At 52.5% G+C, this 20,405-nt stretch carries 13 protein-coding genes; 1 reads left to right on the top strand and 12 read right to left on the bottom strand.

The annotated features are described in order from the left end of the window. Position 1 precedes the first annotated feature (1 nt). The 11 genes from P8N76_00065 to P8N76_00015 form a co-directional block, all read right to left on the bottom strand. Positions 2–1,420: a sulfatase gene (locus P8N76_00065; protein ID MDG2380042.1), complete on the bottom strand. Its 1,419-nt coding sequence runs from the start codon at positions 1,418–1,420 to the stop codon at positions 2–4. Then, positions 1,417–2,970: a sulfatase gene (locus P8N76_00060; protein ID MDG2380041.1), complete on the bottom strand. Its 1,554-nt coding sequence runs from the start codon at positions 2,968–2,970 to the stop codon at positions 1,417–1,419. Before P8N76_00060 ends, P8N76_00065 begins: the two co-directional genes overlap by 4 nt. A 188-nt stretch (positions 2,971–3,158) precedes the next feature. After that, the gene (locus tag P8N76_00055) at positions 3,159–4,301 is read right to left on the bottom strand and encodes a family 10 glycosylhydrolase (GenBank protein MDG2380040.1); all 1,143 of its coding nucleotides are present in this window, start codon (positions 4,299–4,301) and stop codon (positions 3,159–3,161) included. A gap of 96 nt (positions 4,302–4,397) precedes the next feature. Beyond that, positions 4,398–5,555 carry a sialidase family protein gene (locus P8N76_00050; protein MDG2380039.1) on the bottom strand — a complete coding sequence of 386 codons (1,158 nt, stop codon included), beginning with the start codon at positions 5,553–5,555 and terminating at the stop codon, positions 4,398–4,400. A 91-nt stretch (positions 5,556–5,646) separates the two neighbouring features. After that, complete coding sequence (locus P8N76_00045) at positions 5,647–7,137, bottom strand: sulfatase (protein ID MDG2380038.1); 1,491 nt, start codon at positions 7,135–7,137, stop codon at positions 5,647–5,649. A gap of 233 nt (positions 7,138–7,370) precedes the next feature. After that, on the bottom strand, positions 7,371–9,017 hold the full coding sequence (locus tag P8N76_00040; protein ID MDG2380037.1) for a CehA/McbA family metallohydrolase: 1,647 nt from the start codon (positions 9,015–9,017) through the stop codon (positions 7,371–7,373). A 169-nt stretch (positions 9,018–9,186) separates the two neighbouring features. Next, positions 9,187–10,560, bottom strand: a complete 1,374-nt coding sequence (locus P8N76_00035) for a sulfatase-like hydrolase/transferase (GenBank protein ID MDG2380036.1) — start codon at positions 10,558–10,560, stop codon at positions 9,187–9,189. Positions 10,561–10,614: 54 nt separating this feature from the next. Next, positions 10,615–10,905: a hypothetical protein gene (locus tag P8N76_00030; GenBank protein ID MDG2380035.1), complete on the bottom strand. Its 291-nt coding sequence runs from the start codon at positions 10,903–10,905 to the stop codon at positions 10,615–10,617. Between the two features lie 245 nt (positions 10,906–11,150). Then, a complete protein-coding gene (locus tag P8N76_00025; protein ID MDG2380034.1) occupies positions 11,151–16,382 on the bottom strand; it encodes an FG-GAP-like repeat-containing protein in 5,232 nt (1,743 codons plus the stop codon). Between the two features lie 53 nt (positions 16,383–16,435). Next, entirely contained in the window at positions 16,436–16,726 is a 291-nt protein-coding gene (locus tag P8N76_00020; GenBank protein ID MDG2380033.1) for a hypothetical protein, read from the bottom strand. Positions 16,727–17,004: 278 nt separating this feature from the next. Then, positions 17,005–17,667 carry a site-specific integrase gene (locus P8N76_00015; GenBank protein ID MDG2380032.1) on the bottom strand — a complete coding sequence of 221 codons (663 nt, stop codon included), beginning with the start codon at positions 17,665–17,667 and terminating at the stop codon, positions 17,005–17,007. 252 nt (positions 17,668–17,919) lie between these two features. On the opposite strand from P8N76_00015, the gene P8N76_00010 reads away from it, so the two are divergent. Next, the gene (locus P8N76_00010) at positions 17,920–18,078 is read left to right on the top strand and encodes a hypothetical protein (GenBank protein MDG2380031.1); all 159 of its coding nucleotides are present in this window, start codon (positions 17,920–17,922) and stop codon (positions 18,076–18,078) included. A gap of 811 nt (positions 18,079–18,889) precedes the next feature. Here the strand turns inward: P8N76_00010 and cas12b are convergent. Continuing rightward, the coding region (cas12b, locus tag P8N76_00005; protein MDG2380030.1) for a type V CRISPR-associated protein Cas12b at positions 18,890–20,405 on the bottom strand (1,516 nt) is incomplete at its 5' end.

The raw sequence follows: 20,405 nt of genomic DNA, 5'->3' as shown, positions 1-20,405 counted from the left end.
TTTAGTTCTTCCGGTACGCACCGTTGGGTTTCATTGGGTCGGCACCTACCTGTTGCCGCCATGCTTTTAATTTCCCGTAGAGCTCTGTAACCTTTGCTGGATTTTCTTGCGACAGGTTCTTTGATTCCGCGATATCGTTATTCAGGTCGTAAAGTGATAACTGGCCGGTTTCGTAGTCTTCGATCATTTTCCACCTGCCTGCTCGAATTGCGCCAGATGGGAAACTGGAAGGGTGTCGGTTGTAGTGGGGGTAGTGCCAATATAGGGTGTCGCGTTCCAGTGGTCCGGTTCCCGTGAGTAGGGGGACCAGATTTTCTCCATCAACGTGTTGATGGGGCTCAGGTTTTTGACCCGTGACCGCCAGGATTGTGGGATAAAAGTCTGTACTGATGATCGGTTCCGATGATACGCTCGTTGGTTTGGTTTTGCCGGGCCATTTTATGATTACGGGAACACGAATCCCACCTTCGTAGTTTGTTCCTTTGTTCGCGCGCAGGGGTGAATTGTCAGTTGCCTTGGCGAATCCTCCATTATCGCTGGTGAAGATCACCAGCGTGCGATTGTCGAGGTCTAAATCTCGAAGCGTCTCCATCACACGACCGAGACTGTCGTCGACGCTTTCGACCATTGCAGCATAGTGGGGGTTCCCTTGGCGTTCGGTTGGGGCAACCTGATTGTAACGATCCAGTTTTTCTGGCTTGCCTTGCAGCGGTGCGTGAACAGCATAGTGGGACAACATCAAGAAGAAGGGTTGCTTCCTGCTGTCACGAATGAATTTTTCAGCTTCTTCTGCAAGCCGATCGACAAGGTAATCTCCTTCTTGACCCGCTAAGGGACTCTTTTTGTAAAGCTTCTTGCCGGTCGTTGGGATTTGCCAGCTGCCTTCGAATGGATAGAAATAGCTGCCGGGCGCTCCGTAGTCTCGGCCGGCCACATTCACATCGAAGCCCTGATGCTCTGGATAGTAATAGGTTTCTGTCCCAAGGTGCCACTTGCCTAAAAATCCCGTTCGGTATCCGGCTTCGCGCAATTTCTCCGCAACGGTGATTTCCTCCAGAGGTAAGTTGGAGATGTAGCGACCTTCTCGCATCTTTTTTGTCTTGGGGTTCCAACGGCCAGCGGGCAGCCATTGTGTGAGCAGTAATCTCGCCGGATATTTTCCGGTCATGATTGCTGCTCGTGTAGGTGAGCAAACATTGCAGGCTGCATAACCATCCGTGAAACGCATGCCCTCGTTTGCCAGCCGGTCGATGTTGGGAGTCTGGTAGTAGTTGCTCCCGTAGCAACCCACGTCTTTCCAGCCGAGATCGTCGATCAGGATTAGAACAACATTCGTTTTTTCGCTGTTCGCCCTCGTCTCGGCAGCGAATAGCATGCAGGTTAGCGCCAAGCCGGTAAGGAGGATGAAATTGGCTTTCATGGTTGTTGTTTTCCGTGAGTGACTTTGCCCGTCACCTTATTGGTCCAGGTGAATGTCTGAGGATCAAAGTGAAAAGCGGCTTTCTTTGCTGCTGGTTGGGCCCAGTCTTCGGCGATCCATGTCGCAAGTTGGTCCTTGATGACTTGGTGTGTCTTGCTGTCGGCCAGGTTGTTCCATTCGTTCGGGTCCGAATGGTGGTCGTACAGTTCTTCACCACCGTCATCGTAACGGATGTATCGGTAACGTGCGGATCGCACCGCGGCGTTCCCGCGGCCGAATTCAATCACAGCAGGACGTTTCCAGACGGTATGTGGATCTTCCAGCAAAGGAAGAAGCGAAATACCATCATGAGATTCGATATCCGTTAGCCCCGCCAAGTCGTTTAAGGTTGGAAATAAATCGAGTAGGCTAACAGGATGATTACAGACAGCCGGTGTCTTACCCGGTACGTGGATGATCAGCGGGACTCGCGTTGCCTCTTCCCACAAAGTCGTCTTGTGCCAGTGTTGTTTTTCGCCAAGATGCCAACCGTGGTCAGACCAGAGAATCACGATCGTGTTCTTCGCGTGAGGACTTTGATTTAATGCGTTGAGAATACGACCTAAACGATCGTCGGTGCACGTGATGCTGGCAAGGTAGGCACGCACGGCCTCTTTCCATTTTCCAGACTTCTTGATCGTTTTGAAATCACTGCGTCGGGCCTTGGCAAACTGGATGCCCCCGGCAGGCAGATCATCGAGGTCGTCTTCTCGGACTTCCGGAAGCGCAACGTCGTCGAGCGGGTATTGGTCAAAGAATCTTTGCGGCACGTACCAGGGTAAATGCGGTCGAAACAGGCCACAAGCGAGGAAGAAAGGGGCATGCTGTTCCTGCTTCAACCAGCCAATTACATGATTGACCGTTAACGCATCATCGTATTCCTGTTCTGCGATCTTCAACGAACCCCAATCGTTTTCATGGCCGAGTCCGTGCACGCCACTGAAAGGGAAATCATTGGGAGGAGTACGGTGATTTGACCATGGATAGTTTAATTTTGAGTGGCGGAACCACGGATCTTCCAGAAATCTCAGGCGAAAAAATTCGTCCCACTGGTTGGGTGGATGGTTGCCGGCGGTGTGATGGAAGATTTTGCCTGCACCTACGACTCGGTAACCGTGGTTGCGGAAGTGAGCGGGAATTGTGACCGCGCCGGGCTGGTTCGGTAGCCACCAATGTCCATTGTCATACAAACCCGTTGTGGAGGGTCGCTGCCCAATCATGAGCGCCGCTCGCGAAGGTGCACACTTGGGTGAGGCGCAGTGAGCATTGGTGAACAGCGTGCTGCGTTTGGCAAGTTGGTCGATGTTTGGCGTGTGGACCGTTCCCTCGTATCCCTGCAGACAATTCACCCAGTCCTTCATGTCATCCACAGCAAGGAAAAGCACGTTCCGTTTTTGCTCCGCCGCGACCGATGAAGCCGAGATCGACAACCCGATCGACGTGAGCAGATACAGCCACGTCGTCAGCCAAATTGGTATCGTCCAATGTGATTTGGGCCGTGGGTGGGACATGAGTTGCGGTAATCCGTGTGGACAAGGAGAAAGTTTGCCGATCAAGCCATTGTAATCTCTTCTCCGGTATCAATCAGTATAAAGAGCAGTCAACCGGATCGACGAGCTGGTGAGTCTCTCGCTAGTTAGTCTTGTATTGGTGAGATCAATCCAGTTTCGTTTTTAAACCGCAGCATCTTCTACTGCAATCAGCCACTCGATAGTTGTTGGCGAAAGGCCGACAGATAACCACGACGGATCGTCTCTTCCAGATGGGGTTGGAGCGATTTCCAAGTGAATAAGTCGACGCCCGTCACGCCTTCTTGGGCCGCAAGTTTTAAATAGGTGTCGATCCAGCTGGTCTGGCGAATCTTCCCGTGTGATGTTGAGACACCCAGGGTGAATGTCATTTGCGCCTGGCCCTTGTTCTGTCGATTCAGTTCTACGGCATCGCCAATTCGGCGGCGAAATACTTCGAGATAGTTGTCGCCATAATTTTCAGGATAGCAATAGCCCGAGATGCTGACTTGGTCAATCAGTCCGTCACGCGACCAATCGGGCCATGGCTGAGCCACTTGGTGATTCTTTGCGACATGCGGTCCCCAGGAATAGATCGCAATTTTTAGCTGGCGATTGTGTTCCCGCGTCGTTCTACGGATTTGTCCTAAAAGTTGGGTGATGGCTTGTTCTCGATAGGTTTGAAAAGCTTGTGTCTCGGAAATGTGCGAATTGCTTTTCTGCCATTTGACAAGTTCCTTTTCCGAGGCGGCGTCCAGCCGATGTGGCCGATTGTAGTAGCGGAAATAATCGAGCATGATTCCCTGGATCGGATAACGTTGTACGACGTCAGCGATCAATGACGTCACCCAATTTCGAGCACCCGGATGTGTCGGGCATAAGTGGCCCATCGGCTTTCCATTGGGATGTCGGGAAGCCCATTCGGGATGGTCAACTAAGATGCCGGACGGTTCTTGGTGTCCGCTGACCAGGACACAAAAGGCCGGATAGACCTCAAGACCTCGTTCTTTTGCGCCGCTGATCAGGTATTCGAGGGGATCCCAAGCATCGACCGGTTGTGATTTGATGAGTCGGTTGGGAAAAACCGCCTCTCCCGAAGTGTTCGTGACGTAGGGCATCACCGTCCGAAGTCCCGCTGCAAGATGACGATCGAGCAGATCGTCGATCGCCTGCTCGCGATCGGATCTGGCATCAAGGTGGCGATAGACATGCGTCAAATGGAGCCAGCATCTGACGAGCGGAGGCCGTTGGACAGAAGCGGATTGAATGGTTTCAGGCCAAGCGGCGCCGACGATTGTACCGCCAGTCATTTGGATGAAATCGCGTCGCCTCATCGGAGTTTTCCCTCGATTGCATGTGGCCAGCAAATCCTGTTCGCAATTGATTTGCTGGTGACTTGATTTGCTGGTGACTTTCACGACTGTTCTAGGTCAATTTCCCACCTCCAGGCGACCGAATCGGATTGTGGTTCGCTTTTTGTCTTTGTCGTTGGAGCTGTCCCAGACTGCCAGCCACGCGCCCGGTTTGTCTTCGATTAGGGTTGGGTAGCTATTGCGATTTCCTGCGACGTAGAAATCTTTTTGAGCGGACCATGCTCCGCCCTTCGGACGAATTTTGTAGTAGAGCCCACGCCGTTCCACCCTGTCGCTGTAAACGCAGATATGTCGACCAACTGAATCTCGACCAAAAAAGCTTTTGACTCGAAAGTTTGGAAGCTCGGGTTCGGGTTTCGCCATTGACCAGGTCTGGCCACCATCGTTACTGACGGATGAGTAAGCAACGGGCGGATCGATCGGTCGTTCACGGATCATATCCGCCGTGCGCATGACCATTTTTAGCCCATTCTCCTCACCGCTGGGTGCGATACCGCCTTCGTGAAGAAACACGGGATTATTCTCCGCGTAAGCTACATAGCCGGCCAGTTTCCAGTGCAGGAGACTTGTGCTTTGGAGTACGAATTGGCGCCGATCACCGTAGCGATCATGTCTGCGGGAATTACGGTGAGCGGGCAATAGGTAATGGGTGACACCGTTTCTTTTTACCGTTTCGATACCCGCGACGATGATCAGAGACCCTTGGTAATCAAGCGACAATTCAACGTGATGCCAACTGTATCCACCGTCCGGTGAGTAGGCAGCGACCAGATCGGCATTTTCGCTGTCTCGATAATGCATCGGGGCTCGCATGCAAAAGAGCCAGATAATGTCCTGGCCAGGAGGACGAAACAGCACGGCGTTGTTGTAGGCGTACTGAACCGTACCGTTTCGTACGCGATGGTCAAAGACGGTGATCCTAGGGCCCCACGTTTTTCCCGCATCTCGACTGATCGAACAGACGATGTCCCCCATGTCGCCCTTGCCGCGGACCTGCAGACCATAGGCGGTCACGTAGTGTTTGCGAGTCCATTTAGCGAGATACGGTTCCCAGATTTTGTTGTAGGGACCCTCTGGGTTGAGCGTGTCAATCGTTGTCACATCGGTCAAATCGCCTTGGAAAGATCGTTCTTCGGCGACCGACGTGGCTACCGCGAACAAAGGAACAAGGAGGAAGCCAACCCGACGCGAGTGGCAGGAGCGGATTTGTTGCATGGCAGAAACCTTCGGGGATTTGAATTGGTGATTTCATCCGGCAGGCCGATTGAAAATAGACTATTTCCCAACGCGGTGTGGCGGGTGACGTTCATTGTGTTTTTTCTACCGGCCTTGGTTGAGCTGATTTCCACCCTCGATCTAGTATGTCAGCAAGCTCTAAGATTTCTTTCGCATATTTCGGCTGCATCGCCACGTTTTGCGTTTCGTGAGGATCAGCATCGTGGTCATACAGTTCACGGGTCAGGACCTGGTTCGTATCCCATTCACGCCATTCCACATACCGGTAACGGCGTGTGCGCATTGCATAGCCCATGATGTCACCATGTCCTTGATGTCGATGGCCCTTGCGTGCACGTGGGTACTGGCTGAAGACAGCCTGCTTCCATGGTCGATTCGGTTTGTTTAACAAGGGTTGGAAGCTGATCCCCTCGAGGCCGTCGGGCGATTCTAGCTTGCAAATGTCGGTCAGCGTTGGATAGAGGTCGACCATTTCAACAAGCTCATTGGTGACGTTGCCTCTCGGAGTTTGTCCTGGTACGGCCAAAATGAGAGGTACGCGCGTGGAAAGCTCATAGTTGTTGGCCTTTGTCCAAAGCCCTTGTTCACCCAGGTGATAACCGTGATCTCCACAGAGTACGACAAGGGTGTTTTCAGCAAGATTCAAAGTTGTTAGTTGATCCAATAATTGGCCTACCAACGCATCGACATAACTGACGCAGGCGTAATACCCATGGCGTAGTTCGCGGATTTTTTCGGGCGAGATTTTTCCATTAGCGGGGATATCGCTGTACCCTTCCAGTTCTTTCCAGCTACGCGTAGCCAGTTCAGGAGCATGTTGTGGGGTATCGGCATTTGCGGGTAGCGGAATATCCGCACGGTCATATAAATCCCAGTATTTCCGAGGCGCACAGAACGGCAGATGCGGTTTGCGAAAACCAACGGCCAGAAAGAATGGTTGCTCTGAGGTGCCTCGTTCAGCAAGTGAGCGAATCGCTGCTTGACAGACAATACCATCGATGTAGGCGTCATCCGCTACTTCTGCAGATTCGGTGGATGAACGTTTGAGACCTTTGCCCGCTAGATTGCTTGGTAAAACATATCGCAAATTTGGGTCGCGGACGAAATCATACGCTGGTTGTGCCGACCACGACGGTGGGTCTTTGGACGGGGCGCCGCTGCCGTGATAAATCTTACCCAGACTTTGGGTGTGGTAGCCGTTGTTTTTGAAATGTTGTGGAAGTGTTATCACTTCGGGAACCGCGTCGCGGAAATGAGTGCGAAGATCCCAAACTCGGATCGTATCGGGTCTGCGGCCCGTTAGCAGCGAAAGCCTGGATGGGCTGCATACAGCTTGCTGACAATAGGCTCGCTTGAAAACGGTTCCGCGACTGGCCAAACGGTCAATGTTCGGTGTTTGAGCGACCGGATCACCGTAACAGCCCAACGCAGGTCGCAGATCATCGATCGCGATCAATAATACATGAGTAGGACGCTTCGTTTCCTCCGCGATAATCGGGCAAGATGTCGTAGCGAGAACGAGCGTCAAACAAGCAAGATACGTTGTTTGCAATGCCTGCATAGGATGAGTTTCTTTACCGGAATCTGCGTTCCATTCGGTTCTTGTTGTCGACGAAAGAATAACAGCCATCGCGTTAGAAATCGAATCGGGTTTCGTCTCACGAGCTGAACTCGCTTTTTGATTGCGGCAATCCGGCTGCTTCTGGAAGTAACCACTTTCATGCCGTTAGTTTGGGTGTTTGGGGTGTTGGTATCGGCAGCATCTTGGATGAACGACGCTTTCGAATGACGAATTCAACGAGCCGATTTCAGCAGTGCTTGGAAAGCCGACATTGCTTGGCGATATTCGTCGAGTGCTACGGGTCCAATCACGTCACGATTTCGGATTAACTCGGCCTGCATCCGATCAATCAAACTTTGTACTTCTACCTTCTTCGGACGTAGCGGTTTGTCGGGAAGCAGCACGTGCACGGGGTTGGTATGTGCAAAGCGAATCCGCCCCTTGGGATCTGCTTCAAAACATCGGACGGCACACCAAGCCGACGAATCTAAGTTGATGGTTTCTGTGACGTTGGTGACAAAGGCTCCCGTTTTCGATAGGCGATTTTCGGGTGATAGGGTTCGAATTACATCACCGTTCATGACGATTTCGATACGATCCAAGGGTTTTCGACTGGTCGCTGTTGAGACAATTTTGAGTGCGTACGCCGTTGAGTCAGGCGGTGAGATTGTTTCACCTGCGTGGTAGTCGCCAAATCGGGTTTCCAACATCGGTCCGGTCGAGACAAAGCTACGACCGGCGTCCAAACCCTGCATCCAGTCTTCGTAACCAAAACCATCAGGTAGATGCACGTATACTCGGCCAAACCCAAGTTGGACAGGATGAACTCCGGATGCGGTGCCGGCAGACACGCGCAAACGATATCCTGAATTGAGTAGGGCATAGTAGGTTTGAAATCCGTAGTTAATCCAGCCCCATTCCGTCAGGCCCTGACCATCCTCCGTTCGCTCAAGTTCCATGTAAGGCGGCACCATCTCGACGGTCCAGTCGTGGAAACCAAATGGGGTTTGCCAAACGTGATTATTCGAGAGTTCGAACAGGTCAACTTTCATGACGGGCACTAACATCAGCGACCAGGGCCATGAATGTTTGTCCAGATCCAGGAGTGCCCCATCTTCTCGCGCCCATTGGGCGATGGGTTGGACCGGTGGCGCGCCGATCGTAAGTGGGCGTTTGTGATTGAGCACAAAGACCGCACCTAGCGTGTGGCTGCGATCGCCTACGTAAAAGATTTCATATTCCGTGTTCATTGGGTAAATCACGTGAGTGTCGTCGACGCGGATTAGGCGGGGTTTTAACTCCGTGGCCACAGATCGATCACCTTGGCTAGGTGCCGTATCTGACTTCGTTACCCAATTCGATAGCGGCAACGCGACGTTAATGTCTTCGGCCATCACGACATTAGGCAGTTCATCCAGTGACCGGTGCACGTGGGTATCGCCGGAATACCATCCGCGTTGGCTCATGTTGATCCATCGCTGCAATGAAAATTTCAGCTGTACCGGTTGATCAGCCACATCGATCGTGCGGACAATGGGTAAGTATTCTTTGCCCCGTTCCACACGAAACGTATACCGGCCTGGCGGCAATTGCACACGAAAGGGATGCGCGGACAACGTCGTGTGAACTTCAGGACTGTTCGGTAGTCGGGCAACTTCACGGCGGTAGTGAACCTGATCGCCTCCGTCAGAGTGAATCAGGTGCCAACGTCCCTTGTCGTCGCGCACGTGAACGCGGGCGGGCAGGGATTCCTGCGTGGCTGCATCCGCGATCGTACCAGAAACTGTCGCGAGCGGTTTAGCGCCAAATGCCGTGTTGCTAAACAGGATCGTGTTGGTAAACAGTAACAACGTGAGGGTCAAGAATCGATAAATGTTCATCGATGTAGTTTTGCACAGTGAATCGGCCATAGCAAGTTTTCGCGCGCCCAAACGCTCGCAGAGTTTGCAGTAAATTGTCCAATTTGCGGTTGCCGAATCGCTTTAGGCCCGCTGCCGCTCAGGCGCGTTTTCAAAAACAGTGAATCGCCTGAGAGGGTTGGTCTCGGTGTTAGGTTTCTTTTTTCCAGGCTTGGAAAAGCTTGTTGAGATCCGCGACTTTGTCCGGACGATTGCGAGCGAGATCCTTTGACTCAGTCACGTCATCTTTCAGGTTGAAGAGTTGCCAGGGGCGATCGGGCTGCTCACGAACGATCTTCCAATCACCTTTGCGGAGTGCCGCATATTGACGGTACTCAAAAAAGAATGACTCGTGCGGTGACCGCCCTTTGGCGGTCAGCACGGGTAGCGGATTCTTACCGTCGAAGGTGATGTTTCGAGGCAAGGAGATACTGGATAGTTGCGCACAGGCAATCAAGATGTCGGGCGACCAGAACGGTTCGGCGATGAGTGATCCTGCCGGGATATGTCCCGGCCAACGGGCGATTGCGGCGACGCGTAGCCCACCTTCCCAAGTGGTCACACCTCCGCTTCGTAGTGGATCGTTGATGCCTACGTCCAGTCCACGACGATCCAAGCAAAAAGCTCCATTGTCCGACATGAAAAAGACAAAGGTGTTCTCGGTTTGGTCCGTCTGTTCCAGTGCCTGGAGAACTTGGCCAATCGCGCGGTCCAGGGCGAATACGACGGCCCGGTAGCGTCGCCGCGGATCTGTCTCATTGGGAGAAAGCTGGATTGCGTGGAAGGCATCATCAGGCGCTTGCCAGATGTTGGGTTGCCCTTTTCGTTTGTTTTTCGCCGTCGGGAAATGGGGCGCGTTGAACGGCAGGTAACAGAACCAAGGACGTCCGCTTGTGTTGTCCTGAGTGCGGCGATGACGAGTCAGAAAATCGACGGCCGCTTTGGAGAAAATCTCGGTGACATACTCACCCTCACGATGAAGTTCTTCCGTGCCGTGATAGAGATCGTGCCGTTCGCGATAATTGTGTTGGTAGTAATCTAGGTTGCCCGAAGCATGTCCAACGAACTCGTCAAAACCTCGCTCGGTGGGCCGGGAGCCGGCCGCGAACCCAATATTCCATTTGCCGAAGCAGCCTGTCACGTAGGGTGTGGCAGATTGCTTTAAAAACTGCGGCAAAAGTATTTCCTGGTGACGTAAGCCGATGCCGTAGTTGCCGGCCACGCCTGCTAATTGGTCAAGTAAACCGTGGCGTTGCGGGATGCGACCGGTCAGTAAACAGGCGCGGGAGACGGTGCAAGTGGGTGACGCCGTGTAAAAACTGGTCAGGCGAGCTCCCTGTGAGGCCAGGCGATCAAGATGAGGAGCACGGATGTCGGAGGCCGGGTTGTAGCAAGGTAGGTCACCATAGCCCAAATTGTCGCAGCTGATGAGTAAAATATTCGGTGGGGCAGCTGCGATTAACGGGCCGGATGCTAACGCCAGCAACAGCATGGACGAAGTGAACGACATGCATCGTGCCATCATCCAGATCTCCTGGAATCCGTAGGTGCAATATTTGGTGTGTTTTTTGCCATGACCTTAGCCGTCCATTTTTGTCGGCAGTTTAGCTTGGTCTTTCGATGGTTGGGTTAGCAAGATCTGTCGAATGATGCAGAGTAGGCCAAGGAAAACAAAAACCAAGTAGCCGGTCGTCCAGGGGACGGAGCGTGATTCACCCCAAGCATATAATGTGCCCAAGGCTGCGCCGAGCGTTGTGATCAATCCGCCAATTGCACAGAGAATGGATCGTTTCCGATTAAACAGCCCCCAGATCGTGAGTCCAATGCTGAGGATTGCAGACAGAAAAATCAACGCGGCTGTACTGGCCATACTGGCCTCCCGAATCGCCTGTTCGCTTTGTCGAATTCCGAATCTCTTTCCGACAATCGAATGGGACTTCTGAACGGTGCGATCATAAAGTATGTCGACATGGATTATATTGTGCTGGCTTTGCCGGCACTGGCCACCATTCGTTACTGATTGATTTTAGCAGATGACGATCGCCAGGCAGGCGGCGTCGGATGATACCGTAATCGCTTGCTTGATCGTTCGGCAGGCGATTTTTTGCGGATGGGTTATTTGTCAGGATCGAGTGATGTCGTAGCAGATGGTTCTTGGCAAGATTCGGAATTGCCATTCGTGGGTTTGAGAATTACCGCGCGTAAATCGATCAAGCAGCCGGCTGGCGCCTGTTCAGGTCGGAAGACAAGATGTTGAGGGCCAGTGTTGAGGGTAACCTGACCGATGGTTGTCGTCCTGTAGTCATCCCAGGTCCCTGTGCCTTCTACTTTGCCGACCAATTCTTCCAGTCCGATCGTGAGCGCGTAGGTGTTGTTTGCTGTTGAGCTATCGCAGGCATAATCGATAATCACGTCATAGCTGCCCGCTCGCGAAACTTCGACAAGCCATTCTGCGACGTCGGTCGCACTTTGCCAGAACCCAAGATTGCCATAGCGTGATTCGAAGACAAGAGAGTCACCGTAGATGCGACAGTCGGCGGCGGTCAGTTCGATCGTTCCGTCTGTGCCTTGCTTCACTTGCTGCGGCTGATTGCCTTCGAATGATTTTGGCGCAGGCCGCAGTGACCCAAGAAAACTGAGTAGATCTGCCATCTGGTTTTTATCGATTTCTTTTTCCAAGCCCGTGGGCATTAACGAGAGCCCTGTACTTCGGAGTGAATCGATTTCGCTGCGCAGAATGACTGATTCTTCACCCTGAGCATTCTTGAGTGTAATCGTCGTGCTCGTTTCGGCGGGAATGATCCCAGTTTGAACACGGCCGTCATCTGTCAAAACCGAATAGCCACGATATTTGTCTTCCACGGATCGGTTTGGATCCAGGACTGCTGTTAACAGCGTTGCGGGAGATCGGTCTGTGATCGCAGTCAGGTCCGGCCCCACTTCTTTTCCGACTTGCCCGATCCGGTGGCACGATCCGCATTGCTTCGCGAACAGCAACTCACCGCGGGCAGAGTTTCCTTTGGCAACCAGACTAGGGCGATAGGCGTTAATCACGGCCTGCCGATCGTTGTTGACCACAACAAACACAGATTCGGCTTGTTTGCGCAGTGATTCGTCCTGATGCGTGAGTAGTCGAGTCTGGAAAATGGTACCGATTTCTCCAGCCGGCAGACGGTTGGCCGCTACTTCGTTTAACAGTAACTCGATCCAAACGGTGCGACTCAATAATTGATCGAGCGATTGTGCCCGTAGGGCGGGACTCATCGAAGGAATCCTGCCAAGGATCGAGCTGGCAATTTCCGCGTCGTCGCCGTAGGAGAGCGCTTCGAGAGCGACCCTTTGAAGCGAATCGGCATGCGTCGGTTCCAGCAAATCGGCCAATCGTTGGACGTCTTCCGGCGCGGCCCATCGATGCGAGCGACCCAATAGGCGAACGGCGTCGTGACGCAAAGGCAGCGGGGCATTCGGATCGGCTGCGACCATTTTGGCCTGTTCACGGAATGAATGGATGCGATCGGTGACGGTGGCGAGTAAGGGTGCATCTGGCGAAGCGTTGTTGCCCAGGCCTGCCAGGAGACTGGCCATCGCGCCGAATTGCCATGCTGCGATGTCGTCGGTCGAATCGTTCCGACTGATCTGGCGAATCGCTTCTTCAATCGCATCTTCGCTCTTGAAAGCGGCCGCTAACTCGAGCAGGTCACTGAAGAATGCGCGACTTTGTTCCTGCTGCAAACCTGTTTTGGTCACCTCTGCAAGAACCAACGGCAGGTTGAGTTCGTTGAGAGAGCTAATGACAGCCGCGCGCAGGTATTGATCACTGTCTTCGGCCATCGCCAGGCGACCCAGTACCTTGCCTGCTTCGGGATCGGTCGAGATGCCAAGCGAGTAGGCTAATTGAAGCTGAAGCTGTGCGTCGCCACCCGTTTGATTGGGATTAGCAGTAACGCTCCTTGAGGCCATTTCGATCAATTGTTTGGTGAGTTGCGGAGAGGCTGCGAGTCGTTTTTCGGAAACCCGAACGGCATGGCGCTGAACGGCTGGATGTGAGTCGGAAAGCGCCGCAATCAGGGTTTCAGTATTCGCGCCGTCAAGTCCGTCCAGCGTGCATAGTGCGTGCAGTCGAGCTAGGGGGCGTTCATCGTTTTTCAGCATTTGTCGCAAAGGTGTGATCGCTGCTGGATCAGCACGATGAATCAGCAATCGCTGCACGGTATCTCGTTGCCACCCACTTGGACTGTCAAGCTTCGCGACGAGGGCTTCAGTTTCGAGTTGTTCCAGTTTGGGAATCGTACGAAGTTTTTCGCCGCGCGGATAAACGCGGTAGATCCGTCCCCGATCTTCGCCGGCCCGCAGGTCAAGCTCTTTTTCACGTTGGTCGTCGATGTATTGGGTGTGCTCGATCACCAAGCGATACATATCAGCAATCCAGAGGGCACCGTCTGGGCCGGGTTTTGCCATCGTTGGACGAAACCAGCTGTCAGTCGAGGCCAGGAACTCGCTTTTTGTTTCGTCGTCGTCCCGCTCACTCGCAAAGCTGATACCTGTCTGAATGAGGCGGCGACGATGGACGAGATTATGGATCGGTTCACACGTGTAGGTGTTTTGGTAGAAATCCGGGCCGAATAGTTGATCTCGGTAGGGCATTGTGCTGCAGGCCGACGTGAAACGATGCGGTTCGCCAATGCCAGGCGAACGGTAGCCTTCCCAATGACTGAGGATGCGAGAGAGGGGAAACACTTGTGCATTTCCAGTGACGACGATGTCGCGATGTGGTGTCGGAGGTCGCGCATGCGGATTCCGTCTCAAATAATGGTCAGCCAGGACGTAGTGTCTCAAAGGTAAGCTGTTGCTGCATCCGAACCAGTTGCCCCAGTCGTCGCGATGGCGTCCAAATTGTGTGAAGCCAGACTGCAGATCGATGACCCCACTGTCGGGTCGAATCCGTAGATCCCGCCCACTGATGTCGACCGTCGTTCCTGTTTTTTTCGACGTTACGGTGCCTCCACTGTCACCATTGGCGACATAAACCCAGTTGTCGAGACCCCATTCGAATCCGTTCACGCGATGTTGTTGGTTGCCTTCAATAAATCCGTGGTAAAGGATTTCGCGTCGATCGGCTTGCCCGTCGCCGTCCGTATCGGCAGCAAAGAAAATATCGGGTGCCGCACTGATCAACACGCCATCGCGCCAAGGCATTACACCCGTTGGGAACGGAATACCATCCAGAAAAATTGTCGACTTGTCATATTGCCCGTCACCGTCCGTATCTTCAAGGAAACGGATCCGCCCTCCCCCGCTTTCTTTGCCCGCGATCCCGAGTGGATAGTCGGCCATTTCGACGACCCACAGGCGTCCATCGGGTCCCCAGTCGAAGGCGATGGGATCTTTCACCAGAGGTTCCGCGGCGACCAATTCGACCTCAAAGCCGGGTCGAGTTCGGAGGGATCGTAATCCATCAGATGGCGACCGTGGGGGCGACTGAAAATCACCTAGCAATTGATCGAATGAACGCCGGTCGACGCCGTCAGATAATCGATTCGTGTCTTCGTTCTGAATCCACATGTGGTCGTTGGCAAACCAGGCACCGTTATTCGTTCCGTTTCGCACGACCATGGGGACCGCTTCGCCATTGCGACGTGAGTCTGCCAGAACGCGGTTGGTCCAACCCAAGTCCTGCTCGGAATAGATGTAGATTGCGTAACGGCGTTCGTTTGAGAATAGCAAGTCTTCATGTCCGTCTCGATCAAGATCGACAAATCGCAGTCCGGCGTCACGTCCTAATGCATCGACGATGGGCTCAGGCAGCGGCGCGGTGGATTGCCAGATCTTTTCATCCGCGTTCCAACGCAGCATCTCCTGTTGGTCTGGATTGCCAACGATCACTTCACAGCAGCCGTCACCATCTGCGTCGCGGAGGCGGAATCCACGGTCCCGACCTTGTTGGTTGACAACCAAGATCGGCTGGCCGTCAATCTCCAAACCTTGCAGCATATCGTCATCACGTTTCCAGCGATCATTGTGAAAGTGCCATACTGCTCGTTCCGACTCATTAAGCACCATCATGCTGGCGGCGCCGTCTTCACGGAAAATGCCAAACCGCACTCCCCCGTCGTACCGCTGCTCGCCAGTCCCTTTGATGTTTTGTGCAGGAAATTCAGTCTCGAGCCACTTACGCTGTTCCGGAAGCCAGACCCGCGTTTGCCGGAGTTGATCATTGCCAATGACAACATCCAGATAGCCGTCGTTGTTGAGGTCGAGTATTCGGACGCCGTTATCGCCGCCGTCCGCAGCTCGAATGCTTTGACCCGACAAGAGGTTCTTGTTGATTCGTTCAAGCGCCTCACGGAAATTGAGGAAAATGACGCGTTTGCCATGTTTGTTGAGCGTCTCATCGACAACATTGAAGAGCAACTGATTACCGATCCAATCGTTGGGATGGCAGACCAGGTTCGCGACGCCCTGCTTATGGACGGCAGCGTCGATGGCGGCCTGATAGTCGATAGCCGTTTGGCGATTCGCATTACCCTGCAGATTTTGTCCTTGCCAGTCATCCGGAACCATGCAGGGGAATTCCCAGCAGATTTGTCCAATCACGTAGGGATAGGGATAGTTCTCGATCTTATTGACGAAAGAAGCGAACGGCAGATAGCGAGCAAATCGATCCTGGCCGTCTTCATTGAAAACCAGATCTCGGGGAAGAGCCGGATCATCCGGCGTGAACAGTTGGCAGACCGAGCTACTCATCTGTAAAAAATTTCCTTGCGGCGTCATGCGATTGATGATTTCCGCAAAGCCCCGTGGGCTGGGGGTATTCATCGAATCCATACAAGGAAAGCGAAACGTTACCGGGTGATTGCCCGGCACAGAGGCGAGCTGGTCGACGCACCGATCATAGGTGCTTTTGGCCGTTTCGAAACGACCGCCCTGCAGGCAAGGGCAAGGATGATCGGCTGTGTGCGTTTCGAGAGAGAGACCTTCTTCGAGCCAAGTCGCAAGCTGCGGGTGTTCAGGGTTGATGCTGTTGGTCAGAATGCTGGCCGGCGCGCGCCCATCAACCTGTTTGAGTCGTTCGAGGATTGGACGTAAATACGACTCGTAAGGTGCCGGGTCTCGCATGTCGTCGATACCAATGGTGACCACGCACTCGACATTTTTATCGCCGACCCATTGAGGGGTGATCAACTTGGGCATGTCCAAGCCGGGCCAATAGGGGTTGCAGAAATCGTCAAGGTAAGTCAATCGATTTGCATTCGGCGAGTCGGCTTGGATGACATCCGGTAAGTTCCCAACCAATATCAGATGAGCCACGATGACGCGAATCGTCCATGTGAAGAGGTTATGCTTCATGAGGGTATCCCGTTTTGACGCAGCTGAAAATCTCGACGATTTGAGTCTGCTTGTCATTTTACGCCTGTTGACGCTGTCCGTGGAGTCGCAGCATTAAAATAATTCCAATTAAAAATAGCCTGGTTATTGCTGTTTCCTGTGCAGCGTTGGTCGGCAGAATTATTTAACATTTCGATCTCGTCGGGCGTATTTCCGTTTTGATCAATCAACCCACGATCCTTGGCAGCCATCAGTTCGGTGATGGAGAGATCGGGTGCCACAGCCAGAACTCGCCATAAGTTGAGTTCTTCGAAGTGTGGCTTGGTGCGTTTTAACTTGGTCGATTCTCGGTTGCGAAAGAGCATGTTTTTGATTTAGCGGTGACCGCTGTAAAACGACTGTTCGTTGGACACAAGGGATGCAAGATCATTGACTGATGACCACATCAACAGGCTTCCTTGCTCAGCGCGAACTGGTGAGTGATTCTTCTGTGACCATTTGCTGATTTGTCTGTTCCCTGCCGTTTGGTGTTTGTGCTTTCTCGTTCGGTATCTGCTTCCCAGCATGCGTCTCCTGTCACAAAATTCAGTCGCCAGCGTTGCATGACTGATGATCATAACATAAACGCAATGGTCAAGCTGTTTTAGCTTCGGGTGTTCCCTAACTGTTCCCTGATTCGGCTTCCAACAACCTCTGAATCCGGTCGTAAGTAGTACTCTTGGGTCGTTTTGATTGACGCATGACGCATCACGAATTGGACATCATGAACTGCCACGCCTGCCGATGCTAAGGACTGAGCGTAGGTCCGACGCAAATCATGTGCGGAAACAAATCTACCTCGGTCATTTACTTCGATGCCTGATTCTTTCCCAATGCGAGCGAGCCAGTTCTGAACGGTTCCAGGTGCACAACGATGACCACGACGGTTCAGCGGATTGAATACAAAGCCTTTCCCTTCGGGATTGAGCAGCTTGATCATGGCCGGCAGCATGGGGATGATTTGCAGGCGTTTGTTTTTCTGTACTCTGCCACTGAACCGTATGCTATCCCCATCGATTCGGATGTCAGCACCACGATCGTAGGATAGAGACATTGATTCGCCGAGACGGAGTCCACTTGCAAGCAGCCCGCGAATGAGGTGCTCCCACCCAGCAGGATCTTGGCTGCAGACCTCCCGAGCTGTTGCTATGTACAACTCTTGCTCATCTTCGCTTAGCGGTCGACCCTTGTCTGGTGTTGGCACCTTGATCGGAACAGCTGAGACCTTCGCATCGAGATACGATCTGTGGAATCCCCAGTTGAGCATTGAAACAACGCTTCTCATATAGCTGCGGGCTGTAACTGGCGTTCTGGTTGCCGCCAGTTCGTCGGCCAGCTGGATTAGCGTCTTCCGCTTGGACATGAACACTAAGGTTGGCGGCCTGATGATTGATGTCGCTATTGCGATTCTGCTCAACTCAGTTTGTTGGTTACGGTGAGTGAAGGTAGACAGCTTCAGCCGCATCCATTCTTCGAAGAAGTCGTTCCACGGCATCTCACTATGGCCTATGGTGCCAACATGAGCAGGATCGATGTCCAGATCAAGTTTGTACTGGCACTCTGTCAGAAACCTCTTAGCTTCGTTGAGCTTACGGGTCTTGGCGGACAGTCGTCTCTGTTTGCCAGTGCGTTGATCAACCCAACGGACCTGATACATCCCATTCTGGCGGACAGCTAGAGATGCGGTAGTCATTGTATCTGGAACTTGTTGTCGGATCATTTGTTTCCCCTGTGTGTGCGTACCTTCGAATTCGTTATCGTCTGAAAGATAGAAAAAGAAAAGCTAGCCCCCTGATAGAGCTAGCTCGGTTGGGGGGCTAGCCGGGCCCCCGGTGCTGCGAGTCAGTTCAGATAGCGATGCAGACGCATGGCCAAGTTGTATGCGTCCTTGCCGTAGTTGTCGGCTCGACCGTGGTTGACGTACCACTTCTCGTCTAGACGATGGTTGTACAAGTTCTGGAAAATGCGAGAAGCACCGGTTACTGTCTCGTATTCAAGATCGAAGGCCAGATCTTTTGCCTCCCCAGAACAAGACCACAGGTCCTTCAGTTGCTCGAAGTCAACATCAAGGCAATGTGACCCGGATCTGAAGGCGATTGCGATGAAGCATAAGATCGGTGCCAATGCTTTCAGAACGTTTTAGCCAATGTGACCCTGTGAGTGTAATGTCCACAGCGGTAACGCTTTAGGGTGCACCTTGCGAGAACCTCACTGGCCAGGTCCGGAAAAGCCGGCTCACTGTCGCAATTAACTATTCCATTCGAAACGCAAGTCATACTCTCTAAGTCAGTTATCGCAAATGCGAGAGGGCCCGGTCAATTTGCGGGCGCCTAACTTCTCGCAGCCACGAACGGCATTTGAAAAACGAACTGAAAAAATCCCAGAGGTGGTAAGTGACTGTATAGTAGGCCACTACGGGGCACTTCCTGCTGGTAGTTGAGAACCCTATAGACTCTCGCTACAGAACTTAACTTCGGCCCAGTGGGATGTCAACTTGGGGGCTGGAGAGCACGTCCGATTTTTGCTCTAGTCTCTCGCCAAAAATCCTTTTGTTTGTACCACTCATTCTTTGGGTGAATGTGACCGGATGGGTCTCGAAATAAGACAGCTTCGTTCTTTGCCAGGAATTCCACCACGGCCAGATCGTCATCTTCACTCGCCTCAGCCTTGTTCTCCTGTCCTTTTATATCATGTTCCCATTGTGTTTTTTTGATTGATTCTATCTGGTAGAAGTCACCGTCCGCTTTATGGAATCGTGAATACCCGTTTTCTGTTTTTGTGATTGCTTTCAGGGCCCCCAAGACTCGTTTCCCTTTGCTGGATGGGTACAAGTACTTTTGGCCATCCACCTCCACCTCCACCACGCGTATACGGTAAGCTTCGCCACTTAAATGCCAGAACCTTCTTTGAAGCATTTGTGCAGCGTTGATATCTGCGTGTGTGCTGATTGCGTTACCAGCTGCATTAAGTGTTGTGAAATCGGGACCGCCGTACCATGGTATTCGCACGCCATTTTTCAAAACCTTCAGCGAGAGTTCTTTCCCCATTTTTTCAATAGTTGATTTTTGTCGGTCAATAAGATCGTCGGTAAGAACTATCGTTCGGCAGCCGACGGCTCCAGACGCACCGTGATACTGGCTACTGAAGCCTGCTTCGATGTCGCTGACCCTAATGTCGTAAATTTCTGCCTGCATTTCTGTCTCGTGGCGAATTTCCCGATGACACCATTTCATAAGGCGATTGTTCTCTTTCTTTGACCGGTCTTGTGCAAATCGGTATCGCAACAAGTCTTCAAACAACAGGACGTGGCAAGGACGATGTTTCTCTTCCCAGCCTTCTGATTCGGACGGCACATACCCCCTCGCCGCCTGGATAACTAAGTCTGCTCCAGTTTTCACCCTATCGCGTTTCAAGTTGTTGATATGGTCTAGGAGGCGGGAAGCGAACACACCTTGGGATTGTCGATTTGCTCGATTGACTTGGCGGGCTTCACGAGCGCGGAAGCTCCAACTTTTCAGTAACCGTCTCACTTCCTCCAAATAGGCAATCGACCAGAATGACTTTTGGGGGTTGTATGCACGACCGCCTACAGATCTTTTTCGTGTTAGTTTTCGCCATTTCGATACGGTGTTTGAAACGATATCTTCTAGTTTCTTGTAGACTGATTGGACTTGGGTATTCCATTTGTCGTTGCTGGTCTCGGTTTCAAGATATAAGTCTTTGACCGCCTCCTTTAACTGGAGATCGAAGTCGTCGTCTGTGCACCCATCAATAATTTCGCGAACGGCTTCGCGTCGGTGTGCGGCTGACGTGTGTTGTTTCAGCCGTTGGATCTTCTTCAGGTCGCTGATTTTGACTCTAAGCGATTTAATTTCATTAAATGGTACATCTCTGGCTGTTCGGGTGGCTAATCCGGACGGCGCGTCCGGCAATGAGAGCAAGAAGGATCGCTCATGCTTAGCCCATAGCTCATCTTCTTTTTCGATAGGAAAGAACAAACCGCTG

Source organism: Pirellulaceae bacterium (genome assembly GCA_029243025.1).
In the GTDB taxonomy this organism is placed as follows: Bacteria; Planctomycetota; Planctomycetia; order Pirellulales; family Pirellulaceae.
The sequence above is the reverse complement of the archived record's forward strand: the minus strand, read 5'-3'. Positions and strand labels throughout refer to the sequence as shown.

Bases quoted from the DNA above. Each gene is read 5' to 3' on its own strand.
- P8N76_00045 (MDG2380038.1), bottom strand. From the start codon at position 7,137: ATGCAGGCATTGCAAACAACGTATCTTGCTTGTTTGACGCTCGTTCTC.
- P8N76_00035 (MDG2380036.1), bottom strand. From the start codon at position 10,560: ATGATGGCACGATGCATGTCGTTCACTTCGTCCATGCTGTTGCTGGCG.
- P8N76_00030 (MDG2380035.1), bottom strand. From the start codon at position 10,905: ATGGCCAGTACAGCCGCGTTGATTTTTCTGTCTGCAATCCTCAGCATT.
- P8N76_00065 (MDG2380042.1), bottom strand. From the start codon at position 1,420: ATGAAAGCCAATTTCATCCTCCTTACCGGCTTGGCGCTAACCTGCATG.
- P8N76_00010 (MDG2380031.1), top strand. From the start codon at position 17,920: ATGAGCAGGATCGATGTCCAGATCAAGTTTGTACTGGCACTCTGTCAG.
- P8N76_00055 (MDG2380040.1), bottom strand. From the start codon at position 4,301: ATGAGGCGACGCGATTTCATCCAAATGACTGGCGGTACAATCGTCGGC.
- P8N76_00040 (MDG2380037.1), bottom strand. From the start codon at position 9,017: ATGAACATTTATCGATTCTTGACCCTCACGTTGTTACTGTTTACCAAC.
- P8N76_00020 (MDG2380033.1), bottom strand. From the start codon at position 16,726: ATGCTCTTTCGCAACCGAGAATCGACCAAGTTAAAACGCACCAAGCCA.
- P8N76_00060 (MDG2380041.1), bottom strand. From the start codon at position 2,970: ATGTCCCACCCACGGCCCAAATCACATTGGACGATACCAATTTGGCTG.
- P8N76_00015 (MDG2380032.1), bottom strand. From the start codon at position 17,667: ATGCTCAACTGGGGATTCCACAGATCGTATCTCGATGCGAAGGTCTCA.
- P8N76_00050 (MDG2380039.1), bottom strand. From the start codon at position 5,555: ATGCAACAAATCCGCTCCTGCCACTCGCGTCGGGTTGGCTTCCTCCTT.
- P8N76_00025 (MDG2380034.1), bottom strand. From the start codon at position 16,382: ATGAAGCATAACCTCTTCACATGGACGATTCGCGTCATCGTGGCTCAT.